Source organism: Micromonospora sp. NPDC000316, from assembly GCF_042898885.1.
Taxonomy (GTDB): Bacteria; Actinomycetota; Actinomycetes; order Mycobacteriales; family Micromonosporaceae; genus Micromonospora.
The window spans coordinates 17,913-36,822 of record NZ_JBIAZG010000001.1 but is presented as its reverse complement, the minus strand read 5'-3'; the positions used below and the strand labels follow the sequence as shown (position 1 = coordinate 36,822).

At 71.0% G+C, this 18,910-nt stretch carries 15 protein-coding genes; 3 read left to right on the top strand and 12 right to left on the bottom strand.

The features are described 5' to 3' along the window. Positions 1-31 precede the first annotated feature (31 nt). Genes ACFY2Q_RS00170 through ACFY2Q_RS00155 form a run of 4 tightly spaced genes read right to left on the bottom strand, consistent with a single transcriptional unit; the run spans position 32 to position 3,955 of the window. Positions 32-376, bottom strand: a complete 345-nt coding sequence (locus ACFY2Q_RS00170) for an MmcQ/YjbR family DNA-binding protein (RefSeq protein WP_387125987.1) — start codon at positions 374-376, stop codon at positions 32-34. Between the two features lie 35 nt (positions 377-411). After that, entirely contained in the window at positions 412-1,515 is a 1,104-nt protein-coding gene (locus tag ACFY2Q_RS00165; RefSeq protein ID WP_387125985.1) for an acyl-CoA dehydrogenase family protein, read from the bottom strand. Between the two features lie 30 nt (positions 1,516-1,545). Then, positions 1,546-2,703, bottom strand: coding sequence for an acyl-CoA dehydrogenase family protein (locus tag ACFY2Q_RS00160; protein WP_387125983.1), 1,158 nt, complete (start codon positions 2,701-2,703; stop codon positions 1,546-1,548). Between the two features lie 52 nt (positions 2,704-2,755). Continuing rightward, positions 2,756-3,955: a cytochrome P450 gene (locus tag ACFY2Q_RS00155; RefSeq protein WP_387125980.1), complete on the bottom strand. Its 1,200-nt coding sequence runs from the start codon at positions 3,953-3,955 to the stop codon at positions 2,756-2,758. Positions 3,956-4,110: 155 nt separating this feature from the next. On the opposite strand from ACFY2Q_RS00155, the gene ACFY2Q_RS00150 reads away from it, so the two are divergent. Then, positions 4,111-5,385, top strand: coding sequence for a condensation domain-containing protein (locus ACFY2Q_RS00150; protein WP_387125978.1), 1,275 nt, complete (start codon positions 4,111-4,113; stop codon positions 5,383-5,385). 116 nt (positions 5,386-5,501) lie between these two features. On the opposite strand, the gene ACFY2Q_RS00145 is transcribed toward ACFY2Q_RS00150, so the two are convergent. Further along, complete coding sequence (locus ACFY2Q_RS00145) at positions 5,502-5,855, bottom strand: VOC family protein (RefSeq protein ID WP_387125976.1); 354 nt, start codon at positions 5,853-5,855, stop codon at positions 5,502-5,504. A gap of 202 nt (positions 5,856-6,057) precedes the next feature. On the opposite strand from ACFY2Q_RS00145, the gene ACFY2Q_RS00140 reads away from it, so the two are divergent. Further along, positions 6,058-7,083 (top strand): acyl-CoA dehydrogenase family protein, encoded by a 1,026-nt coding sequence (locus tag ACFY2Q_RS00140; protein WP_387125974.1) that lies wholly within the window; start codon positions 6,058-6,060, stop codon positions 7,081-7,083. A gap of 80 nt (positions 7,084-7,163) precedes the next feature. Here the strand turns inward: ACFY2Q_RS00140 and ACFY2Q_RS00135 are convergent, their stop codons facing one another. The 3 genes from ACFY2Q_RS00135 to ACFY2Q_RS00125 form a co-directional block, all read right to left on the bottom strand. After that, the gene (locus ACFY2Q_RS00135) at positions 7,164-11,177 is read right to left on the bottom strand and encodes an amino acid adenylation domain-containing protein (protein ID WP_387125972.1); all 4,014 of its coding nucleotides are present in this window, start codon (positions 11,175-11,177) and stop codon (positions 7,164-7,166) included. A 140-nt stretch (positions 11,178-11,317) separates the two neighbouring features. Then, the gene (locus tag ACFY2Q_RS00130) at positions 11,318-11,551 is read right to left on the bottom strand and encodes an acyl carrier protein (protein ID WP_387125970.1); all 234 of its coding nucleotides are present in this window, start codon (positions 11,549-11,551) and stop codon (positions 11,318-11,320) included. A gap of 44 nt (positions 11,552-11,595) precedes the next feature. Continuing rightward, a complete protein-coding gene (locus ACFY2Q_RS00125) occupies positions 11,596-13,122 on the bottom strand; it encodes an aldehyde dehydrogenase family protein (protein ID WP_387125968.1) in 1,527 nt (508 codons plus the stop codon). A 151-nt stretch (positions 13,123-13,273) separates the two neighbouring features. Here ACFY2Q_RS00125 and ACFY2Q_RS00120 point away from each other — a divergent pair, with 151 nt between their 5' ends. Continuing rightward, positions 13,274-14,275: an MBL fold metallo-hydrolase gene (locus ACFY2Q_RS00120; RefSeq protein ID WP_387125966.1), complete on the top strand. Its 1,002-nt coding sequence runs from the start codon at positions 13,274-13,276 to the stop codon at positions 14,273-14,275. A 65-nt stretch (positions 14,276-14,340) separates the two neighbouring features. On the opposite strand, the gene ACFY2Q_RS00115 is transcribed toward ACFY2Q_RS00120, so the two are convergent. The 4 genes from ACFY2Q_RS00115 to ACFY2Q_RS00100 are packed head-to-tail and all read right to left on the bottom strand — an operon-like array spanning position 14,341 to position 18,905. Next, positions 14,341-15,750: an NAD(P)/FAD-dependent oxidoreductase gene (locus ACFY2Q_RS00115; RefSeq protein ID WP_387125964.1), complete on the bottom strand. Its 1,410-nt coding sequence runs from the start codon at positions 15,748-15,750 to the stop codon at positions 14,341-14,343. Positions 15,751-15,799: 49 nt separating this feature from the next. After that, a complete protein-coding gene (locus ACFY2Q_RS00110; RefSeq protein WP_387125962.1) occupies positions 15,800-17,008 on the bottom strand; it encodes a cytochrome P450 in 1,209 nt (402 codons plus the stop codon). Continuing rightward, entirely contained in the window at positions 17,005-17,496 is a 492-nt protein-coding gene (locus ACFY2Q_RS00105; RefSeq protein ID WP_387125960.1) for a VOC family protein, read from the bottom strand. Before ACFY2Q_RS00105 ends, ACFY2Q_RS00110 begins: the two co-directional genes overlap by 4 nt. A 23-nt stretch (positions 17,497-17,519) precedes the next feature. Continuing rightward, the gene (locus ACFY2Q_RS00100; RefSeq protein ID WP_387125958.1) at positions 17,520-18,905 is read right to left on the bottom strand and encodes an NAD(P)/FAD-dependent oxidoreductase; all 1,386 of its coding nucleotides are present in this window, start codon (positions 18,903-18,905) and stop codon (positions 17,520-17,522) included. Between the last annotated feature and the right edge of the window lie 5 nt (positions 18,906-18,910).

Sequence of the window (18,910 nt, the reverse complement as noted above, 5' to 3'; positions counted from 1 at the left end):
CAGCTGGCCACCGGAGTCGCGTGGCGGGGTGTCAGGAATCGGCCTCGTCCAACTCGGCCTGCAATTTCCTGGACGCGAGCCGGCGCCACGCATCGGTGATCAGCTCTCGCAGCTGTGTCGGGTCGACAGTCGCCAGTTCGACGAACGTCCAACCGCTCTGCCCGTACTTGTTGTTCGGCGCCGAGAAGGTCGCCGGGTCCTCGCTGATGAGCGCCGCCTGCTCGGCGACGTCGATCCGCATCCCCATCACTCCGGGCTTGGGAAGGGTGCAGAAGATCTTGTTGTTGACTCGGAAGTCGGTCACGTCGAAGTGCGCCGCCTGGCGCGCTCCGGGAAGTGCCAGGGCGATGCTGCTGACGGTCTCGGGGCTGACCACTGCGGCCTCCTCGGTTGTCGACGGAAAGCGTCACGCTAACGCCCATCGGGCGTGCCGGGGTTGATTCCGCCTGTGTCACCGGGCCGCAGCAACTGCTCGGCCACCCGACCGTGCGGGTCGTCGCCGAACCCCGGGAAGGCCTCCAGCCAGAGCGCCCGGCGCAGCCACCGGTGCAGCGGGTACTCCCACGTCACACCCATGCCGCCGGTGACCTGGATCGCGGTCTCGCAGGTCCGCACGGCCGCGCCGCGCGCCACAAGCACCGCCTCGTCGACCGCCTGCGCGCACGCCGGTGACCCCTCGGGGTCGTTCTGCACAAGCCAGGCGGCCCGGTACGCAAGCGACCTGGCCAGCTCGGTGTCGACGTACGCCTCCGTCAGTTGGTGCGCCACGGCCTGGAAGCTGCCGATCGGCCGCCCGAACTGCTCCCGCTGGCGGGCGTGCGTGACGGCCATGTCCAGCGCGCCCGCCGCGACCCCGACCGCCTCGGCGGCCAACAGCACGCCGCCACGCAGTTGGGTCCGCCGCGCGGCCTCCGCCGTGCGGGTCGGCTCGACGAGCAGCCGGGCCGGCGTGCCGTCCCACCGGACCAGGGCCATCCGGCGCAGCGTGTCAAGCGTCGTCAACTCCTCCACGACCAGCCCTGGTGACCCGGTGTCGCAGGCGAACACGGCGGGCCCCTCATCGGTGTGGGCGCGTACCACCACGCAGCGCACCGCGCCCGCCTGCGGCACCGCCGGCACCTGCCCGGTGAGGGTCCAGCCCTGCGGCGGGCGGGTGGCCCGCACCGTCCCGGCGCCGGGCGTCGCGGTGCCGTCCGGTGCGCCGTCGGCGAGTGTCGCCGGCACGGTCAGGGCCTCGCCGGCGGCCGACGCGTACGGTGCGGCAAGGGCGACAGTCGTCCACCACGGCGTCGGGTGCAGGCACCGCCCGCTCTCCTCGGCCAACAGCGTCAGCTCGACCATGCCGAGGTCGTCGTCCAGCCAGCCCTGCCGGATCAGCTCGGGCCAGGCGCCCGCCTCGCTCCCGCCGGGGCCCTCCGCCAGAGCGCACACACGCGCCGCCGGATAGTGCCGCTCCAGATGGTCACGGGCAGCCCGACGGATCTCCCGCTGCTCATCGGTGAGGGCAAAGTCCATGGTCTTCTCCGTGTCGTCGCGGGCCGGTGGTCACTGGCGGGATCTGGGCAGGCCCAGCACGCGCTCGGCGACGATCCCGCGAAGGATCTCGGAGGTGCCGCCCTCGATCGTGTTCGCCCGGCTGCGCAGCATCTGCCGCTGCCAGTACCCCTGCCAGACGGCGTCGCCGCCGTCGAGCAGCGCCGTCGGGCCCTGCACGCGCAGCGCGAGCGCGCAGACCCGCTGGTGCAGCAGCGACCATTCGAGCTTGAGGATGGATGCCTCCGCACCGGGCTCGCCGGAGCGGCGCAGCGCGGCCAGCGACCGGTAGCCCGTATACCGCAGCCCCTGCAACCGTGCGTGCAGCGCGGCCAGCTCCCGACGGACGGCCGGGTCACCGTCGGCGCCGACCTCGCACACCAGCCGCAGCAGCCTGTCGAACTGGGCGACCAGCCGGGCGGTGAGGGTGATCCCGAACGTTCCCCGCTCGTGGGCCAACGTGGACAGCGCCACCGACCAGCCCTTGCCGACCTGGCCCACGACGTCCGCGTCGCGAACCTGCGCCTCGGTGAGGATGATCTGGTTGAAGTCGGTGTCGCCGTTGAGCTGCCGCAGGGGCGACACCTTCACCCCCGGCGCCCGCATGTCCAGCAGGAAGCAGGTGAGCCCCTGGTGCTTCGGCTCGCTGGGGCCGGTGCGGGCCAACAGCAGGCAGTGGTCGGCCAGGTGGGCGTAGGAGGACCAGACCTTCTCGCCGTCGAGCAGGTAGCCGTCCGGCTCCGCCCGCCGCGCCGACGTGCGCACCGCCGCCAGGTCGGAGCCGGCCTCCGGCTCCGAGAACCCCTGGCAGAACAGGGTACGACCGGACAGGATGCCGGGGAGGTAGCGCGACTTCTGCTCGTCGGTGCCGTGTGCGATGAGCGTCGGGCCCACCATGTTCATTCCGATGATGTTGATGTGGTCCGGTGCGCCGGCGCGGGCGGTCTCCTCGACGAAGATGGCCTGGTAGGCGGCGGTCAGCCCGCGGCCGCCGTACTCCTTCGGCCAGGTGATGCCGGCGTAGCCGGCCTCGGACAGGTCGCGGCTCCACTCGCGCAGCTGCGTGGTGCTCCACACCCGGGACGGGTCGTCGTCCGGCAGGCGGGAGCGGAGCCACTCGCGCAGCCCGGCGCGGAACGCGGCCTCGGCCGGGTCGTCGTGCAGGTTCAACGCCGTCCTCGCTTCCTGGCGGCCGGGTCCGGGCGCCTCGTGCTGGTCACCGTCACGCCGGACGCACCGCGAGCGGCACCTGGTCGTAGGTGCGGAAGTTGAAGCGCGGCCGGCGTACCGGCTCGCCGTCGAACTCGATGGCGCTCGTACGCCGCAGCAGCCTGTCGAACACGGCGACTCCTTCGGCGCGGGCCAGGGCGGCGCCGAGGCAGTGGTACACGCCGGCGCCGAAGCTGAGGTGCGGGTTGGGCCGGCGGCCGACGTCGAAGCGGTCCGGCTCGTCGAACTGCTCCGGGTCCCGGTTTGCCGACCCGACCAGCAGGTAGAGGACGCGGCCGGGGCGGATGACCCGGCCGGCGACCTCCACCGGCTCCAGCGGGCTGCGCATGGTCACCTGGATCGGCGCCTCGTAGCGCAGCATCTCCTCGACGGCGGTGGCGGTGTCGGCCGTGCCCGCGCGAAGCCGGGCGAGCTGGTCGCGGTGCTCCAGCAGGGCGACCATGCCGTTGGAGATCATGCCCATCGACGTCTCGAAGCCGGCGTAGAAGACAGTTATGGCGTTGTCGACGATCTCCTCGCGGCGCAGCCGCTGCCCGTCGGACTCCGTCCGGGCCATCCGGCTCAGCAGGTTGTCGCCGTCGGGGCCGTTCTCGACGAGGTCGCCGAGGTACGCGCGCAGCCAGCGCAGTGAGCGGACCGCCTCGTCGATGCCGTGGTCGTCGTGGAAGGCCACGTCGCTGAAGGCCCTGACCAACTGCGCCGCGTGCGGCCACAGCAGGGACCTGTCGGCCGCCGGCACCCCGAGCAGGTCGCAGATGACCATCAGGGGGAAGGGCAGCGCGAGGTCGGCGACCAGGTCCATCCGACCGGTCGCGAGAACGGGTTCGAGCAGGTCGTCCACGAGGGAGGTCATGCGTTCGTCGAGCCGTCGGACCAGGCCGGGGCTGAACGAGCTGACCAGGACCCGGCTGGCGAGCCGGTTGCGCTGGCCGAGGTTCTGCCCGGACAGGAAGCCGCTCAACTCCGGGTCACCGACGGTGAAGCGGTAGTACTGCTCCGGCAGGGTCTTGGTGAGCCGCTGGTCCTTGAGCAGGGCGGCGACCTCGCGGTAGCCGGGGACCACCCACTGCCCCGGCCCGTTGCTCAGCACAGCGCCGGTGCGGCGCAGCCGCTCGTACGTGGGGAAGGGGTCGGCAAGCAGTTGCGGGTCCGAGACGTCGAAGGTGACCCGTGGCGCACGAACGGCTGTCATAGGGGCCTCCCGACGGACCGGTACGGCGTGCACGCCCCGCGTCCGCCGCCGATTATTCGGGCTTTCCGAAACTCGTGTCAAGGAGTGTCTTCGGAGACTGTCGAAGTATCTTCAGGACACTCGTAACCACGCGCTTGCTGCGGTAGCGTCGCCGCATGCGAGAGGAACCGGCTTCGGTGGGTCAACGCCTCCTGTGGCTGATGGACCACTATCGAGGACAACAGCACTCACTAAACGAGCAGGTGGTGTGGCACCTGCGCGGGGACTGCGACGTCGCAGCCCTGCGCCGTGCCGTGGACCTGCTGCACGAGCGGCACGAGTCGCTGCGGACGACGTTCGTCGCCCGGCGCCGCCAGCTCGTCCAGGTGATCAATCCGCCGCGACCTGTCGAGTTGCTGCGCGTGGACGTGTCCGGGCACGCCGATCCCCGCCGGGCCGCCCGCGAACACATCGCCACCGAGTTGACCACAGCAGTCCAGTTCGGCGTGTGGCCCACCCGGCCCACGCTGATCACCATCGGCCCCGAGCACCACGTCTTCGTGCTGACCATGCACCACTACGTCAGCGACGACTGGTCCAACGCGCTGCTGTCACGCGACATCCGCGCGCTCTACCAGGGCGAGGAGCTGCCGGAGGTCGGATGGCAGTACGCCACGTGGGCGGCATGGCAGCGGGAGCGGATCTCCGGGCCGGATTCGGGGGCACTGTCCGACCACTGGCGTCGGCAGCTCGACGGCGCGCGGCTGGTGCGCCTGCCCGAGCGCGCCGAGGTCCTTCGGGGCCCCGACGAGCCGGCCTGGGTGTCGGTGGAGCTGACAATCGACCCGCACGTCGCGCACGGGCTGCACCAGCTCGCCCGCCGGCAACGCACCACGCTCTTCCCGGTGATGCTCTCGCTGTTCTACCTGGTGCTGCACCGGGCCACCGGCCAGTCGGACCTGACTGTGGCGTCGCTGTTCGCCAACCGCAGCCGGCCCGAGGTCCGCGACACGGTGGGCTTCTTCGTGTCGATGGTGCTGCTGCGGGGTCAGGTGGTCGCCGCCGAGCCGTTCACCGACCTGCTGCGGCAGGTGCGCAACGTGGTGATGGAGGGCCTGCGCCACCAGGAGCTACCGGCGCAGCTGCTGCCGCCCGGGTCGGTCACCGGGGAGGGCCGCACCGACGACGTCATGTTCCAGTTGCTCGGGTCGTTCGTGCCGAGGGCCGACATGAGCGGCGACGAGCTTGACGACCTTGAGGCGCAGTTGGAGCGCAGCAGGTTCGCGCTGGAGTTCGTCGTCGTACCGCAGGGCGACACGCTCACCGCCGTCCTCATGTGTGAACGCGACAGGTTCACTCCGGCCTGGGCCGGGCAGTTCGTCAAGGACTACGTGGAGTTGGCCGCGGCGGTGGTGACCGACCCGCAGCGGCTGCCGGGCACACAGTCCTGAGCCGCGCAGGCGTCCGTACGGCCTGCGAAGCGGTGGTGCCACGCGTGGAACCAATGGCAGCGCGGCGGCGGCCGGCGGGAAGCCGCCGACCGCCGCCGTCGTGCCCGGACGGCCGGTCACCCGGCCTTGGGCAGCTCCCGTAGGCCGAAGGCGACGCCCTGGCTGTCGCGGCACTCGGCGAACGCGCCGTACTGCGGGCTCGGCGGCCGCAACGGGCCCACCTCGCCGCCCAGCTCCCTGACCCGCTCGACGGCCGCCGCCAGGTCGTCCACGGCGAAGTAGACGATGATGTGCGGAGGGTCGGTGTCCGGGTGGGACCCGGCCTCCATGCCCGGGGCCGCGCCCGGCATCTCGATGTACGACCCGTGGGTGAGCATCGTGAACTTCCAGCCGAACAGCGCCTCGTAGAAGTCCCGGGTGCGTTCGGGAACCGGAACTGCAAATTCGATGAACGAAGGTTCTCCTGCCACGGCGCCCTCCGGTGCGTGATCTATCAGGGGAGATGTCCTAGCATCATAACGGGCATTGTCTCGTCTTCCGCAGACACGCCAGGATACTAGTAAAGACGAGTTTCGGTGGTTGGCGGGCCAGCCACCGTGGCAGCCGACGCGGCCACCCGGCCATGGCCCGCACCACCGGCCCCCCGGGGCCCCGTGAACGGAGGGCACTGCTGTGACTGTCTCCATCGACGAGTCCACAAGCCTGCGGCAGGCGCGCGAGATCGCCGACGAGGTGTTGTTCCCCGCCGCGCTGGCGGTCGACGGCGCCGACCGCGTCCCCATCTCCCACCTGGACCTGCTCGCCGAGCGGGGCTTCTACGGGCTGGCCGCGCCGCCGGAGTTCAACAGCCTCGACCTGCCGAGCTTCCCCGCGGTGTGCCGGGTCATCGAGACCCTCGCCAGCGGCTGCCTCACCACCACGTTCCTCTGGGCCCAGCACCACAACGCGGTGATGGCGGCGGCCAACACCAGCAACGCCGAGCTGCGGGCGGCCTGGCTGGAGCCGCTGGCCACGGGGCAGCGCCGGTCGGGGCTGGCGATCGGCGCGGCGGTGCGGCCCGGTCCGGCGGCGCTGTCGGCGACCCCTGTCGACGGCGGGTTCCGGTTCTCCGGCGCCGCGCCGTGGGTAAGCGGCTGGGGCCTTGTCGACACGATCTACGTTGCCGCCCGGATGCCCGACGACACGCTCGTCTTCGCCCTTGTCGACGCCGCGACGAGTGACACGCTTACCGTCGAGCCGCTGCGGATGTCGGCGGTCAACGCCAGCAGCACCGTGACTGTCACCTTCGACAACCACTTCGTGTCCGCCGACCGTGTCGCCAACCAGATGCCGCTCGAGGCGTGGCGGCAGCGGGACCCGGCGACGCTGCGTTTCAACGGTTCCCTCGCGCTCGGGGTGGCCGACCGGGCCATCGAGCTGGCCGACGAGCCGCTGCTGCGCTCGCAGCTCGACGCCACCCGTGACCGCCTCGACACCGCCGACCCGCAGGCCATGCCCGCCGCCCGCGCCGCCGCCTCGGAGCTGGCGCTGCGGGCCAGCGCGAACCTGGCCGTGGCGGACGGCAGCCGCGCGGTCCTGCTCGATCAGCACGCCCAGCGACTGCTGCGGGAGGCGACCTTCCTGCTTGTCTTCGGCTCCCGCCCGGGCATCCGCGAGGCCCTGCACACCGCGTTCACCACAAACGCAGGCGTCGCCTGACACTCGACGGTGCCACCGGGCACTGCACCGGAAGGGGCCCCGCGACGCCGGTCATACGCGTCGCGGGGCCCCTTCCGGTCCTACCGCATTCCGTCGATGAGCCGAGCCACCGCCTGCGCCTGCTCGTGGTCGACAACCGCGAAGTGGTCGCCCTCCAGCATGTGGAAGCGGGCGTTTAGCACGGCCGCGGCGTGCCGCAGCGGCGACAGGTAGCCCGCCGCCGGGCCGATCAGCCCCCGCGACGCCTCCACCACGTCCACCTCCAGGCCCTGTTCGGCGACGAACGAATACCGCAGCAGCGCCCGGGTGTTGGTCACGAAGACCGCGTACATCTCCTGCAATTCGGCGTACGTCACCGACTTCAGGTCCTTGAGCTGCGGGGGCGGCGCCGCCCACGTCCGGCGTAGCGTCTCCAGGGCGGCGTTCGGTGTGCACGGGTCGCTCGACACCTCCACAGGCGTGCCGGCGAGGTTGTGCAGGAACGCCTTCACGAGGGCGGCGTCGTCGACAGTGGACTTGGCGCCGCAGCCGATCCACGGGTCGATGAGCAGCACCGCGCACTCCCGGCCCTGCCGTCGCAGCTGCCGGGCCATCTCGTACGCCACCACGCCGCCCAGCGACCAGCCGGCAAGCCGGATCACCCGGTCCGGCGGCTCGTCCGTCAGGATCGGCGCGAGTTCGGCCAGGTAGCGGGTTGCCAGGTCCTCGATGGACGCCGTCGGCTGCGCCGGGGACGGCGCGGCCAGGCCGAGCACCCGGTGCCGCTCGCCCAACTCCGCCACCAGTGGGCGGTAACACAGCAGGTCACCGCCGACCGGGTGCACCAGGATCAGCGGGCGGTGCCCGTTGTCGGACAGCGCGACGAGGCTGCGCGCCGGCTCCGTGTCGGCGGCGGCATCGAGCATCGCGGCGATCGCCGCGACGGTGCCCGAGGTGTAGAGCGTGGCCAGCGGCAGCCGCCGTCCGAACTGCTGCTCGATGCGGTTCATCAGGCGTGCCGCCAGGAGCGAACTGCCGCCGTAGGCGAAGAAGTCGACGGAGCGGCCGACCTTCGGCACCTCCAACAGCTCCTGCCACAGCGTGGCCAGGTCCCGCTCGGTGCCGGGCTTTGGCGCGTCGTCGCCGACCTGCCGCGTGGCCCCCACGTTTGCCGCCCGCTCGGCCAGTTGCCGCCTGTCGACCTTGCCGTTGGCGGTCAGCGGCAGCCGCTGCCGTACGTCGATGCTGCGCGGCACCATGTAGTCCGGCAACCGGGCCGCGAGGTGGTCCTTCAACTGCGTGTCCAACTGCTCGGCCGGCGTCTGCGAGGCGACGAAGGCGACAAGCGACACGGCCCTTCCGTCGGTGCGGGTGACGACTGCGGCGTCGGTGACCTCCGGGTGGGCCAGCAGCGCCGCCTCGATCTCGCCGAGTTCCACACGAAAGCCGTTGACCTTGACCTGTGGGTCCTCCCGGCCGAGGAACTCCAGCGTGCCGTCGGGCCAGTAGCGGGCCCAGTCGCCCGTGCGGTAGATCCGTTCCTGCCGCTGTGGATGCACGAGGAACGACGCGGCGGTCAGCTCCCTGTCACCCAGGTAGCCAAGGGCGAGGCCGCGGCCGCCGATGAACAACTCGCCAGGCACCCAGTCGGGGCGGTCCATCAGACGGCCGTCGAGGACCTGGAAGCGCTGGTTGCGTAGCGGGTGCCCGTACGGGATCGAGATCCATTGTGCGGGCACCCGCGCCGGCACCGGGTGGTAGTTGGACCAGATGGACGCCTCCGTCGCGCCCCCGAGGCTCACGCAGGCGGCGTGCGGCGCGATCTCCGCCAGCTCCGCGCCGAGGTTGATCGGCACCCAGTCGCCGCTGACCATGGCCAGCCGCAGCTCGGTGAGCGGGTGCCGGCCGCTCGTCCGCACGAACTCCACGAACATCGCCAGGTAGGCCGGGACGCTGTTCCACACCGTGACCCCGGTGGCCTGGCACAGCTCGTAGAGGTGGGTGACCTCCCGCTCCTGCCCGGCGGTCGGCACGACCACCACCCCGCCGGCGGCGAGCATCCCGAACACGTCCCACACCGACAGGTCGAACGTGTAGTCGGAGACGGCGAGGACCCGGTCGCGAGGGCTCAGGCCGAACCGCTCGTTGATGTCGACGAGCGTGTTGACGACGCTGCTGTGCGAGATCATCACCCCCTTCGGCGTGCCGGAGGTGCCGGAGGTGAAGATGACGTACGCGAGCGACTCCGGGCTGACGTCCACCGCCGGGCACGCCGCGCCGTCCTGCCGGGCGATGGCGGTGGCGATGTCGATGGTCCGCCCGTCGGTGTACGGCTCCTCGCCCTGGATGCTGCGGTCGGCGAGCAGCACACGCAGTCGACAGATCTCGGCCACCTGCTCGCGCCGGCGACGCGGCCACTGCGGGGAGACCGGCACGTACGCGGCCCCGGCCATCAGCACCCCGAGCAACGCGATGATCTGGTGTGCGCCGCGCAGCGCCTGCACGCCCACCACCTCGCCCGGCCGTACCCCGGCAGCGATGAGTTCCGCCGCGACCGCGCTTGCCTGGTCGCGCAGTTGGGCGTAGGTGATCTCCCGGCCGTCGGCGATCACCGCGAGCCGGTCCGGCTGCCGCTCGGCCTGCTCCTCGAAGAGTTGGTGCATGGTGGCCACCCGGGCCGGTGCGGCGGTGTCGTTCACCTGCTCGCGGACCTTGAGCTGAGCCGCCGGGGTGAGATCGAACGATTCCATCCCCCACGCCTCGTCGCCGGTGGCCAGCCGGACCAGCAGCGACCGGTAGGCGGCGAACATGTCGTCGATCATGCCGGCCGGGTAGAGGTCATCCGCGCTGTCCCAGGTGGTGACCAGGGCGTTGCCGGCCACGAACACCTGGTGGTCCAGCGCGACCTGCGGCGTGCGGACCTTGCCCTCCAGCCGCTGCCAGCCGAGGTGTTCCAGGAAGACCCCGGAGTCCGGCTCTCCGACGCCGAGCATGCTTGTGAACACGACAGGCATCAGCGCGTTACGGGCGTTGCCGGTCCGTTGGTTGAGCTGCCGGATGACGGAGACTCCGCCGAACGAGGTGTGTTCCATGTCCTGGAGCAGTTGCCGGCGCCAGGTGCGGGCCCGGTCGAGGAAGGTGTCGCCCGGGCCACCCTGGCGGCACTCCATGAGCAGTGTGCTGCTGAAGTTGCCGATGATCTTGTCGGCCTCCGGGTGAAAGGGCAGCCGGTCGCCGTACATGATGTTGATGGTGAAGTCGGCGTTCTTCGACCAGTGCCGCAACACCTCGCAGAACGCGGCGCCGAGCACCATCGTGCCGGTGAGCCGGCTCTTCCTGATGCGCGCCGCAAGGCTTGTCCACTGCTCGGGGGTGAGCTTGAAGACTCGGCGCACCAGGCGGGGGCTGGGATCGCCGGTCATCCGGCGGCGGGGCAGCTCCGGCGCCGCGGGCAGGGTGTCCAGCCGGTTGAGCCAGTAGCGGCGTGCCCGCTCGTGCTCGTCGCTGTCCTTACGTCGCTCGAACTCGTTGCGGTACTCCCGGAAGGTGTACCGCAGCGGGGGCAGCGACTCACCGTTCAGCAGGGCCTTCAGCTCCTGGGCGAAGATCTCACCCGAGAAGCCGTCGATGGCCAGCAGCCGCGCGCACACCTGCACCACGATGTGGGTGTCCAGGGCGAAGACGAAGACCTCAAACGGGGCGTGCCCGTCGCGCGACGGTCCCTCGTCGTAACATCGTTCGCGATTGCGGGTGAGAAGCCGCCGACAGGCATGTTCCGGCTGGCCGCGAAGCGATCGGTAGGTCAGCGGCACGGGCAGATCGTCCTGGATGTGCAGCAGGCCCGTCTCGTCGAACGACGCCCGGAGCATCTCGTGCCGGGACATGAGCTGGTGCAGAGCCGCGCTCAATGCGCGGACGTCCAGATCCTGGCAGGCGTACTCCTCGAAGAAGAGCGCCGGACCGCCCAGCTGGAAGTCGCCCAGCTCGCCGAGCAGATACGCGTACTGCAGGTCGCTCAACGGCGCCGACTTGCCGCCCGAGGCGTCCGCTCGGCACGGTGCCGGCGGCGAGGCGCTGGCTGGCGATGAGTGGTGCTCCGATCTCACGATGTCCATGACGTTCCCTCGGGATGGCGGGTTGCGAACAAAGTGGTACGAATACCCTGCCGGAAGTGCGCTCCGGACTGTCACTCGAGATGCGATCAACCGGTGCTTCTCCGGCGACCGGGCGAGGAGTGATGCGGGCCGTGCGCCCGCTATCGCGCGGCGGCCCGCAGTTCGTTCACCGCCCCGGTCAGTTCTCCCGGGGTGGGCCGGTCGAAGACCTCGATCATCGGCAGCTGTACGCCGAAGACGATGTTCACCCAATGCACGATGGCCGCTGCCGCCATCGAGTCACCTTCCAGGTCGTCGAAGAAGTCGGTGTCCGGCTCCACCTGGCGACCGAATATGTTTTTCCAGATGTCGAGCATCTGCTGTTCGCTTGTCACGATGCCTCCCCACGACGTGCCCGCCGCTGAACGCGGGCCGGTGCTCACCTCGGTGCAGATGCCGTCCCCCACGGCCGGGTGCCCAGGTCATTGACCAGTGTTTTGGTCTCCAGAAAGGCGTCGACGCCCGCCCTGCCCATCTCCCGTCCCCAACCGGAGCCGCGCATTCCACCGAAGGGCAGCGCCGGATCGAGCACGTGCCAACTGTTGACCCACACGGTGCCGGCGCGCAGCCGGCGGCCGACCTGCTGTGCCAGGCCCAGGTCGCGGGTGAAGACACCGGCGGCGAGCCCGTACGGACTGTCGTTCGCCAGTGCCACCGCCTCCTCCGCCGTGTCGAAGGGCTGCGCCACGAGCACCGGCCCGAAGATTTCCTCGCGGACCACCGGGGCCTGCGGGTCGGCACCTGTCACCACTGCCGGAGTGCAGAAGAAGCCCGGCGAGTCCGGCGCGTGACCGCCGGTGACCTGCGCGCCGCCGGCACGGGCCGAGTGCAGGTAGGACATCACCCGCGCCCGGTGCTCCGCGGAGATCAGCGGCCCCATGTCCGTGTCCCGGTCCAGACCGTCGCCGACCCTGATCGCCGCGGCCCGCTCCCGGATCCCCGCGACTACCTCGTCGAAGACCTGTCGCTGCACATACAGACGGGACCCGGCCACGCAGGTCTCGCCCTGGTTGTAGAAGATCGCGTGGGCCGCGCCGTCCATCGCTTGGGGCAGGTCGGCGTCGCCGAACACGATGTTCGGTGACTTGCCGCCCAGTTCCAGGGTCACCCGGCGGAAGTCGACGGCCGCGGCGCGGACGATGCTGCGCCCGACCTCCGTCGACCCGGTGAAGGTGACCTTGTCGACGCCCGGTTGCGCGGCGAGCGCCGCGCCGGTGGCGGCGTCGCCGGTGACGACGTTCAGCACGCCCGGCGGCAGGCCGGCCTCCTGCGCCAACTGTGCGAGCAGCAGCGCGGACAACGGTGTCTGCTCGGCGGGCTTCAGCACCACGGTGCAGCCGGCCGCCAGTGCGGGCGCCACCTTCGCCGCGGCCATGTAGAGCGGAAAGTTCCACGGGATGATGGCCGCCACCACGCCCACCGGCTCGGGCACTGTCATGGCGAGGTGCCGCTCCGGGTTGCCGGTGAAGATCGAGACGTTCTCGCCGTTGAGCCGGCCGGGCCAGCCGGCCATGTAGTGGAAGACCGCGGCGGCGGCAGGGACGTCGCCCGCCCGGGCCACCCGCAGCGGTTTGCCGTTGTCGAGGCAGTCGAGCAGCGCCAGCCGGTCGGCATGCGCGAGGATCAGGTCGCCGACCCGGTGCAACAGTCGGGACCGGGCGGCCGGTGACATCCGGTGCCATCGGGATCCGGGTCGGCCGGCGGCACCCGCCGCGGCGACGGCCCTGGCGACGTCTGTGGCATCGGCATGCGCGACCGTCGCGAGCGTGTCTCCCGTGGACGGACGCAGAGACGCCAATTGGCGGTGGTCGTTCGCGGGCGACCACTTACCCCCGATGAACAGCTCTCGAGGCAAATCGTCCAGACAGGACAAACATAGCCTGTCGGTGTGTGTGGTCGCCGACATGCACGAGACGCTAGCGCAAATACCAGGCTCGGCATACCCTCGATCGGGCCTAGCTCGCGGCGCAAAAAGGCAGCCAGAGTCGGGCATTCCGGCGAGAGTATCGAGGTACGAGATGAGATATCCGCGGAGTGTTTATCGCGTCTTTGACAGGATGCTTTCCAGAAAGCGTGGTGGCCGCAGTTGGCCCACCAGCTTTGCCGACCGGCTGACCCATCCGGTGCCCGGCTCCCGGGCGGTCCGCAGGCTGATCACCGAGGGTGGAATGCGGCCCGACCTCAGCCGGGTCGACCAGATTCCCGTCCACTCTCCGGCCGACCCACTGCCGCCCGCCGGCGCGGGCGAGTTGGTGGCGACCTGGGTCGGTCACGCCTCGTTCGTGGTCCAGATCGGTGGGCTCGTGGTGCTCACCGACCCGGTGTGGTCACGGCGCATCCCCGGGGTTCGGCCCCGCTTCACCCCGCCCGGTCTGCCCTGGGAGGCGCTGCCCCCGGTGGACGCCGTGGTCATCAGCCACAACCACTTCGACCACCTCGACGCCCCGACCATCCGCCGGCTGCCGCGCCACGTCCTGATGCTCGTGCCCGGAGGGCTGGGCTGGTGGTTCCGCCGGCTGGGGTTCACGGCGGTCACGGAGTTGGACTGGTGGGAGACCGCCCGTCTCGGCGCTGTGGAGTTCCGGTTCGTGCCGGTGCACCACTGGAGTCGCCGGACCCTCTTCGACGGCTGTCGGAGCCTGTGGGGCGGTTGGATGCTGGAGGCCGACGCCGATCCCGCCGTCGGCGCGCCGCCGCAGCGGCTCTTCTTCGCCGGTGACTCCGCCTACGGGCCGTACTTCGCGGAGATCGGGAACCGCTGCGGCCCGGTGGACCTCGCTCTGATGCCTGTCGGCGCCTACCTGCCCCGCTGGTTCATGAAGCCGCTGCACATGAACCCGGCCGAGGCCGTACGCGCCTGTGGCGACCTGGGTGCCAAGCGGATGGCCACAATGCACTGGGGGGCCTTCGCGCTCTCCGCCGAGGCGCCGCTGGAGCCGCTGGAGCAGGCCCGAAAGGCGTGGCAGGCCAGCGGGCGACCCATTGAGGACCTGTGGGACCTGGCGGTGGGGGAGAGCCGGGTCCTGCGTCGCGCGGTGACCGCCCCTGCCGCCGACTGACCTGCGCGGACAGCCCAGCGAGCGCCCGGCGGCGAGGCCGCCGGGCGCGGCTGGGAGTTCGCGGGTCAGTCGCTGCCGCGGCCCGGGTTGGCCCGGCCGGCGGACGCCGTACGGCGCGCGAAGAACCGTTTGGGTGCCAGTGCCGACCGGTACGGCAGCAGGAGCGGCAGTTGGTCGCCCACCCGTTGCCGCCAGATGAAGAACTCGCCGCCCCTGTCGCCGAACGGGGAGGGCAGGAACTTGGGCTGGTTGACGGTCACGAACGCCAGGTCCGTGAACTCCGTCTTGCGATGCAGCACGAGGTCGCGCAGGATCTTCCCGCCGGTGTGGCTCGCCGCGATCCCGCTGCCGGTGTACCCGTGGGCGTAGACCATGCCCGAGTCGGTCCGACCGAACTGCGGAATGAAGCTGTGGCTCCAGCTGATGAGCCCGCCGTTGCCGTGGCTGAACCGCACGTCACGCCACTGCGGGAAGAACTCGCGGAACGACTCGCCGAGCTTGTCGAACGCCTCGTCGTTGCGGCGGTGGCGGGGATCGGTGTCCCGGTTGCCGAACATGTACCACAGGCCGCCCGCCCAGAGCACGCGGTTGTCGGCCGTCAGCCGGGCCGCTGTGGAGAACGAGAGCGAGTTCGCGACGCCTTCCCGCCCGGGCCAGGGCACCCGGCCCAACTGCTCATCCGTCAACGGCTCGGTGACAAGCAGGTAGTTCCACACCGGCATCTGGCGGGCCTGGAGTTCGGGGAACGCGCCCTGCATGGCCTCGGTCGCCATGATCACCTGGTCGGCGGTGATCGTGCCGTGCGGGGTGGTGATCCGCCACTTCCCGTCGACCTTCTCGACAGTCTGCGCAGGGGTCTGCTCGTGCAGCACCACTCCCTGCTCCTGCACCACCCGAGCCAGCCCGCGCACCAGCCGGTACGGGTTGAGCAGCGCGCCGCTGACCTTCAGCGCCCCGAGGACAGTCGGCGATCCGATCCGCTCCTGCGCCTGCGCCTTGTCGAGCAGGCGGAACGACGTCACCCCGGCCCGCTGGGCCCGCTTGATCTGCAACTCCAGCCGCGCGAGCTGCTTGGTGTCGGTGGCGACCTGGAGGATGCCCGTGTTCTCGTACTGGGCGTCGATGCCGTTCTGTCGGCAGAACCGGCCGATCTCCAGGATCGACCGGGCGACCGCCCGGTACACCCCGCCCGCCTTCTCCGCCCCGTAATACCAGAGCATCCGGCGCAGCACCTTGCCGGCGGTCATCTGCACGAACCCGGCGTTCATCCCGGACGCGCCGTCGCCTGCGAACTTCGCCTCCACAATCCGCACCGACAGGCCGGGTTCGGCCTGCTTGAGGAAGTGCGCCGCCCACAGCCCGGTGTAGCCCGCGCCGACGATGCACACGTCGCAGGAGGCATCGCCGTCCAGCGGCGGGCCGATGTCGGCTGGTTCTGTGGAATGCCAGTACATCTCTGTGGACAACTGCGCCATGCGGGTCTCTCCTTAACGGGCTGTCGCGGGGGGTGGGCAGGTGCCGGCATCACGCGGAGCGGACGGCCAGCGGGAGACGCTCGAAGGAGCGCAGGCTCCCGTGCTGTCGGCGCAGAGCGGCACCGTCGGCCGCGATGTCACGGAAGCCTGTGGCGAGCGCGGTGAACGTCAGCTCGCCCATCAGCCGGGCCACAGCGGTGCCCAGGCAGTGGTGCAGGCCGCCGCCGAAGCCCAGATGCGGGTTGGGCGTACGGGACAGGTCCAGCTCGGCCGGCCTGTCGAAGACCGACGGGTCGCGGTTCGCCGCGCCGAGCAGCAGCATCACCGACCGACCTGTCCTGATCTTGTGACCGCCGATCTCGATCGGCTCCCGGGCCACCCGGATCGCGTTCTGGATCGGCGAGTCGAACCGGAGGAACTCGTCGACAGCCGACCGGACCAGTGTCGGGTCCCGGCGTAGCCGTTCCAGTTGGTCGGGGTGCTTCAGCAGCGCCACGCAACCGTTGGAGACCAGCCCCATCGTCGTCTCGAACCCGGCATGGAACAGGAAGAGCAGGTTGTCGACGATCGCGGCGACGTCGCCGCGCTCCTCGGGCAGGGCCGCCGCGAACATGCCGGCCAGGGTCGAGTCGCCGGCGGGCGCGTCGCGCAGCAGGGCTGTGACGTACTCGCGTAGCCAGGCGACGGCGGCGTCCACGCCGTCCCGCTCGTCGGGCTGGAGGTTCGCCGCGTCGAAGACCTGTGCCAGGTCGATCACACGGGTCAGCACGCCGTCCCGGTCGGCGTCGGGAATGCCGATCAGCCGGCAGATCACAGTGACCGGCAGCGGCACCGCCAGTTCCGCGACGAGATCGAGGCGGCCGGTGTCGCGGGCCGGGGCGAGCAGTTCCTCGACAAGCGCGGTCACCGCCGGGGTCATCGCCCGGACCCGTGGCGTGCCGAACGCCTGCCCGAGGAACCGGCGGGCGTGTGTGTGCACAGGCGGGTCCTGGGTGAGCACGATGCGGGAGGGGAACTCGGCGGCGGGTCCGTCGCCCAGGGTCAACCGGATGAACTCCCGGGGGAAGTTGCTGGCCAGCCGGCCGTCGCGGAGCAGGGCGTTGACCGCGGCGTGGTCGACCACAAGCCACTGCCCGAACTCACCCCGCACCACTGGGCCCTGTGCGCGCAGCCGCTCGTACTCCGGGTAGGGGTCGTCGGAGCAGGCCAGGTCGACCGCGGCGATCCGGGGCCGCGCGACGGCGTCGGGAAGTGTCACTGCTGCCCGCCGACGCGCTCGGCCCGTCGGGCCCTGTGGTGCTCCCGCATCCGCTGCATGAAGTAGTCGGCGTTGAGCCAGTACAGCTCCAGCCAGATGTTGTCCGGGTCGCGCAGCCACACGCCGTGCCCGGCCTCCAGGAACAACTCCTGCACCCCGCCGTGTTCGACGCCCACCGAGTCGAGATGGGCCACCCAGGTGTGCAGGTCCTCCCGCTCGGGGACGTGGAACGCCAGATGGTGCAGCCCCACCCGGTGCTCGTCGAACGGCTCCTCGACGGGCTGGTCGGCCTGTCCGAGGACGATGGAGGTCAGGGCTCGGGAGTGCAGCAGTGTCCGGAACGTGAACCCCGACTCGACGGGCCGGGCGTCGCGGACGACTGTGAAGCCCAGCGCGCGGCAGTACCACTCGGTGCTGCGGTCGAGGTCCCGGACCGTCAGGTTGATGTGGGTGCCACCGTTGAGCGGGGGTGCGGAGTCGTTGGACACGGAGTTCCTCTCGCAGAAGACGGTCACAGAACGGTGCGCATGACGGCTCCCGCCAGGGGCGCCCTACGCCGGAGCCGGTCCTCGTAGCGGTCCGCGGCGGTGGCCAGCGCGCTCACCGCGCGGACGCCTATGGTCCGCAACGGTTCCGGCTCCCAGCGGCGCGACAGGTGCCCGGTCCAGAACAGCCGGGTCTCGGGGCGCTTCACGTCGGCCACGAGCGCGGCAAGCGTGCGGCCGGCGAGGTTGCTCAGCGCGATTCCCTCGCCGCCGTAGCCGCCGGCGTGACCGAGACCGCTGTCGCGGTCGTACACAACGGCGGGTTCACCGTCACGGTGCATCCCGTACGCACCGCTCCAGCGGTGACTCACGGGCGCGTCGGCCAGGGCGGGGAAGCTCTCGGCGAGGGATTCACGCAGCCGGGCGAAGACCCGGTCGCCGGAGCGGGCGGTCGGGTCCGGCCGGGAACCGGCGTGGTAGCCGGCCCCCCGACCGCCCACAAGCAGCCGGTCGTCGGCGGTGCGCTGGAAGTAGGCGAACTGGTAGCGGGAGTCGGCGACGGTGACCCGGTCCCGCCAGCCGGCCTCGCGCCAGCGCTCCTCCGGCAGTGGCTCGGTGGCCAGCACCCGGGAGATCACCGGCAGCACCCGGCGGACGTGGCCGGAGAGACCCGACGTGTACGCCTCCGTGGTGCACAGCACGCTGCGGGCTCGGATCGTGCCCCGATCGGTGACGACGACGCCGGGCCGCAACCCGGTCACGCGGGTGCCCTCGACGACTGTCACCCCGCGCCGCTCCACGGCCAGCGCGAGCCCGGCGGCGATGGCGGCGGGCTGCACCACCGCGCACTGTGGCGTGAAGCCGCTCAGCAGCGCCCCGGCGATGCCGACCCGCTCGGTGGTCTCGGAGGCCGACAACATCGCCATGTCGGTGATGCCGAGCTTGAGGCGCATGTCCTGCCAGGCGTGCAACCGGGCGACCTGTGGCGGGGTACGGGCGACGTAGAGCGAGCCGTCGCGCCGCCACCCGCAGTCGATGTCCTCGGCGGCGAGGACCCGCTCGATCTCGTCGAGAGTGCGTTGACCCGCCCGGTAGAAGCGCATGGCGTCCATCGGGCCGTAGCGCTGCACGAGGTTGGCCAGCAGAGCGGGCATCTCAGTGGTGCACCAACCGCCGTTGCGCCCGCTGGCCCCGTACGCCACGTGCTCCGCCTCGACCACGAGCACGGAGATCTGCGGTGCCAGTTCCGTCAGGTAGTAGGCGGTCCACAGGCCGCTGAATCCGGCGCCGATCACGACCACATCGGTGTGTACGTCGCCGGACAGGGCCGGCCGCTGGGCGCGCAGGGACACGGGAAGCGTGTCCAGCCACAGGCTCGTCTGTCGCCGAGGCCGGTCGGGGGAGGCCGTCATGCCGC

What these genes read in the sequence shown, in the direction of transcription:
- ACFY2Q_RS00165 (WP_387125985.1), bottom strand. Translation starts at nt 1,515, where the DNA reads ATGGACTTTGCCCTCACCGATGAGCAGCGGGAGATCCGTCGGGCTGCC.
- ACFY2Q_RS00155 (WP_387125980.1), bottom strand. Translation starts at nt 3,955, where the DNA reads ATGACAGCCGTTCGTGCGCCACGGGTCACCTTCGACGTCTCGGACCCG.
- ACFY2Q_RS00150 (WP_387125978.1), top strand. Translation starts at nt 4,111, where the DNA reads ATGCGAGAGGAACCGGCTTCGGTGGGTCAACGCCTCCTGTGGCTGATG.
- ACFY2Q_RS00135 (WP_387125972.1), bottom strand. Translation starts at nt 11,177, where the DNA reads ATGGACATCGTGAGATCGGAGCACCACTCATCGCCAGCCAGCGCCTCG.
- ACFY2Q_RS00125 (WP_387125968.1), bottom strand. Translation starts at nt 13,122, where the DNA reads ATGTCGGCGACCACACACACCGACAGGCTATGTTTGTCCTGTCTGGAC.
- ACFY2Q_RS00120 (WP_387125966.1), top strand. Translation starts at nt 13,274, where the DNA reads ATGCTTTCCAGAAAGCGTGGTGGCCGCAGTTGGCCCACCAGCTTTGCC.
- ACFY2Q_RS00115 (WP_387125964.1), bottom strand. Translation starts at nt 15,750, where the DNA reads ATGGCGCAGTTGTCCACAGAGATGTACTGGCATTCCACAGAACCAGCC.
- ACFY2Q_RS00100 (WP_387125958.1), bottom strand. Translation starts at nt 18,905, where the DNA reads ATGACGGCCTCCCCCGACCGGCCTCGGCGACAGACGAGCCTGTGGCTG.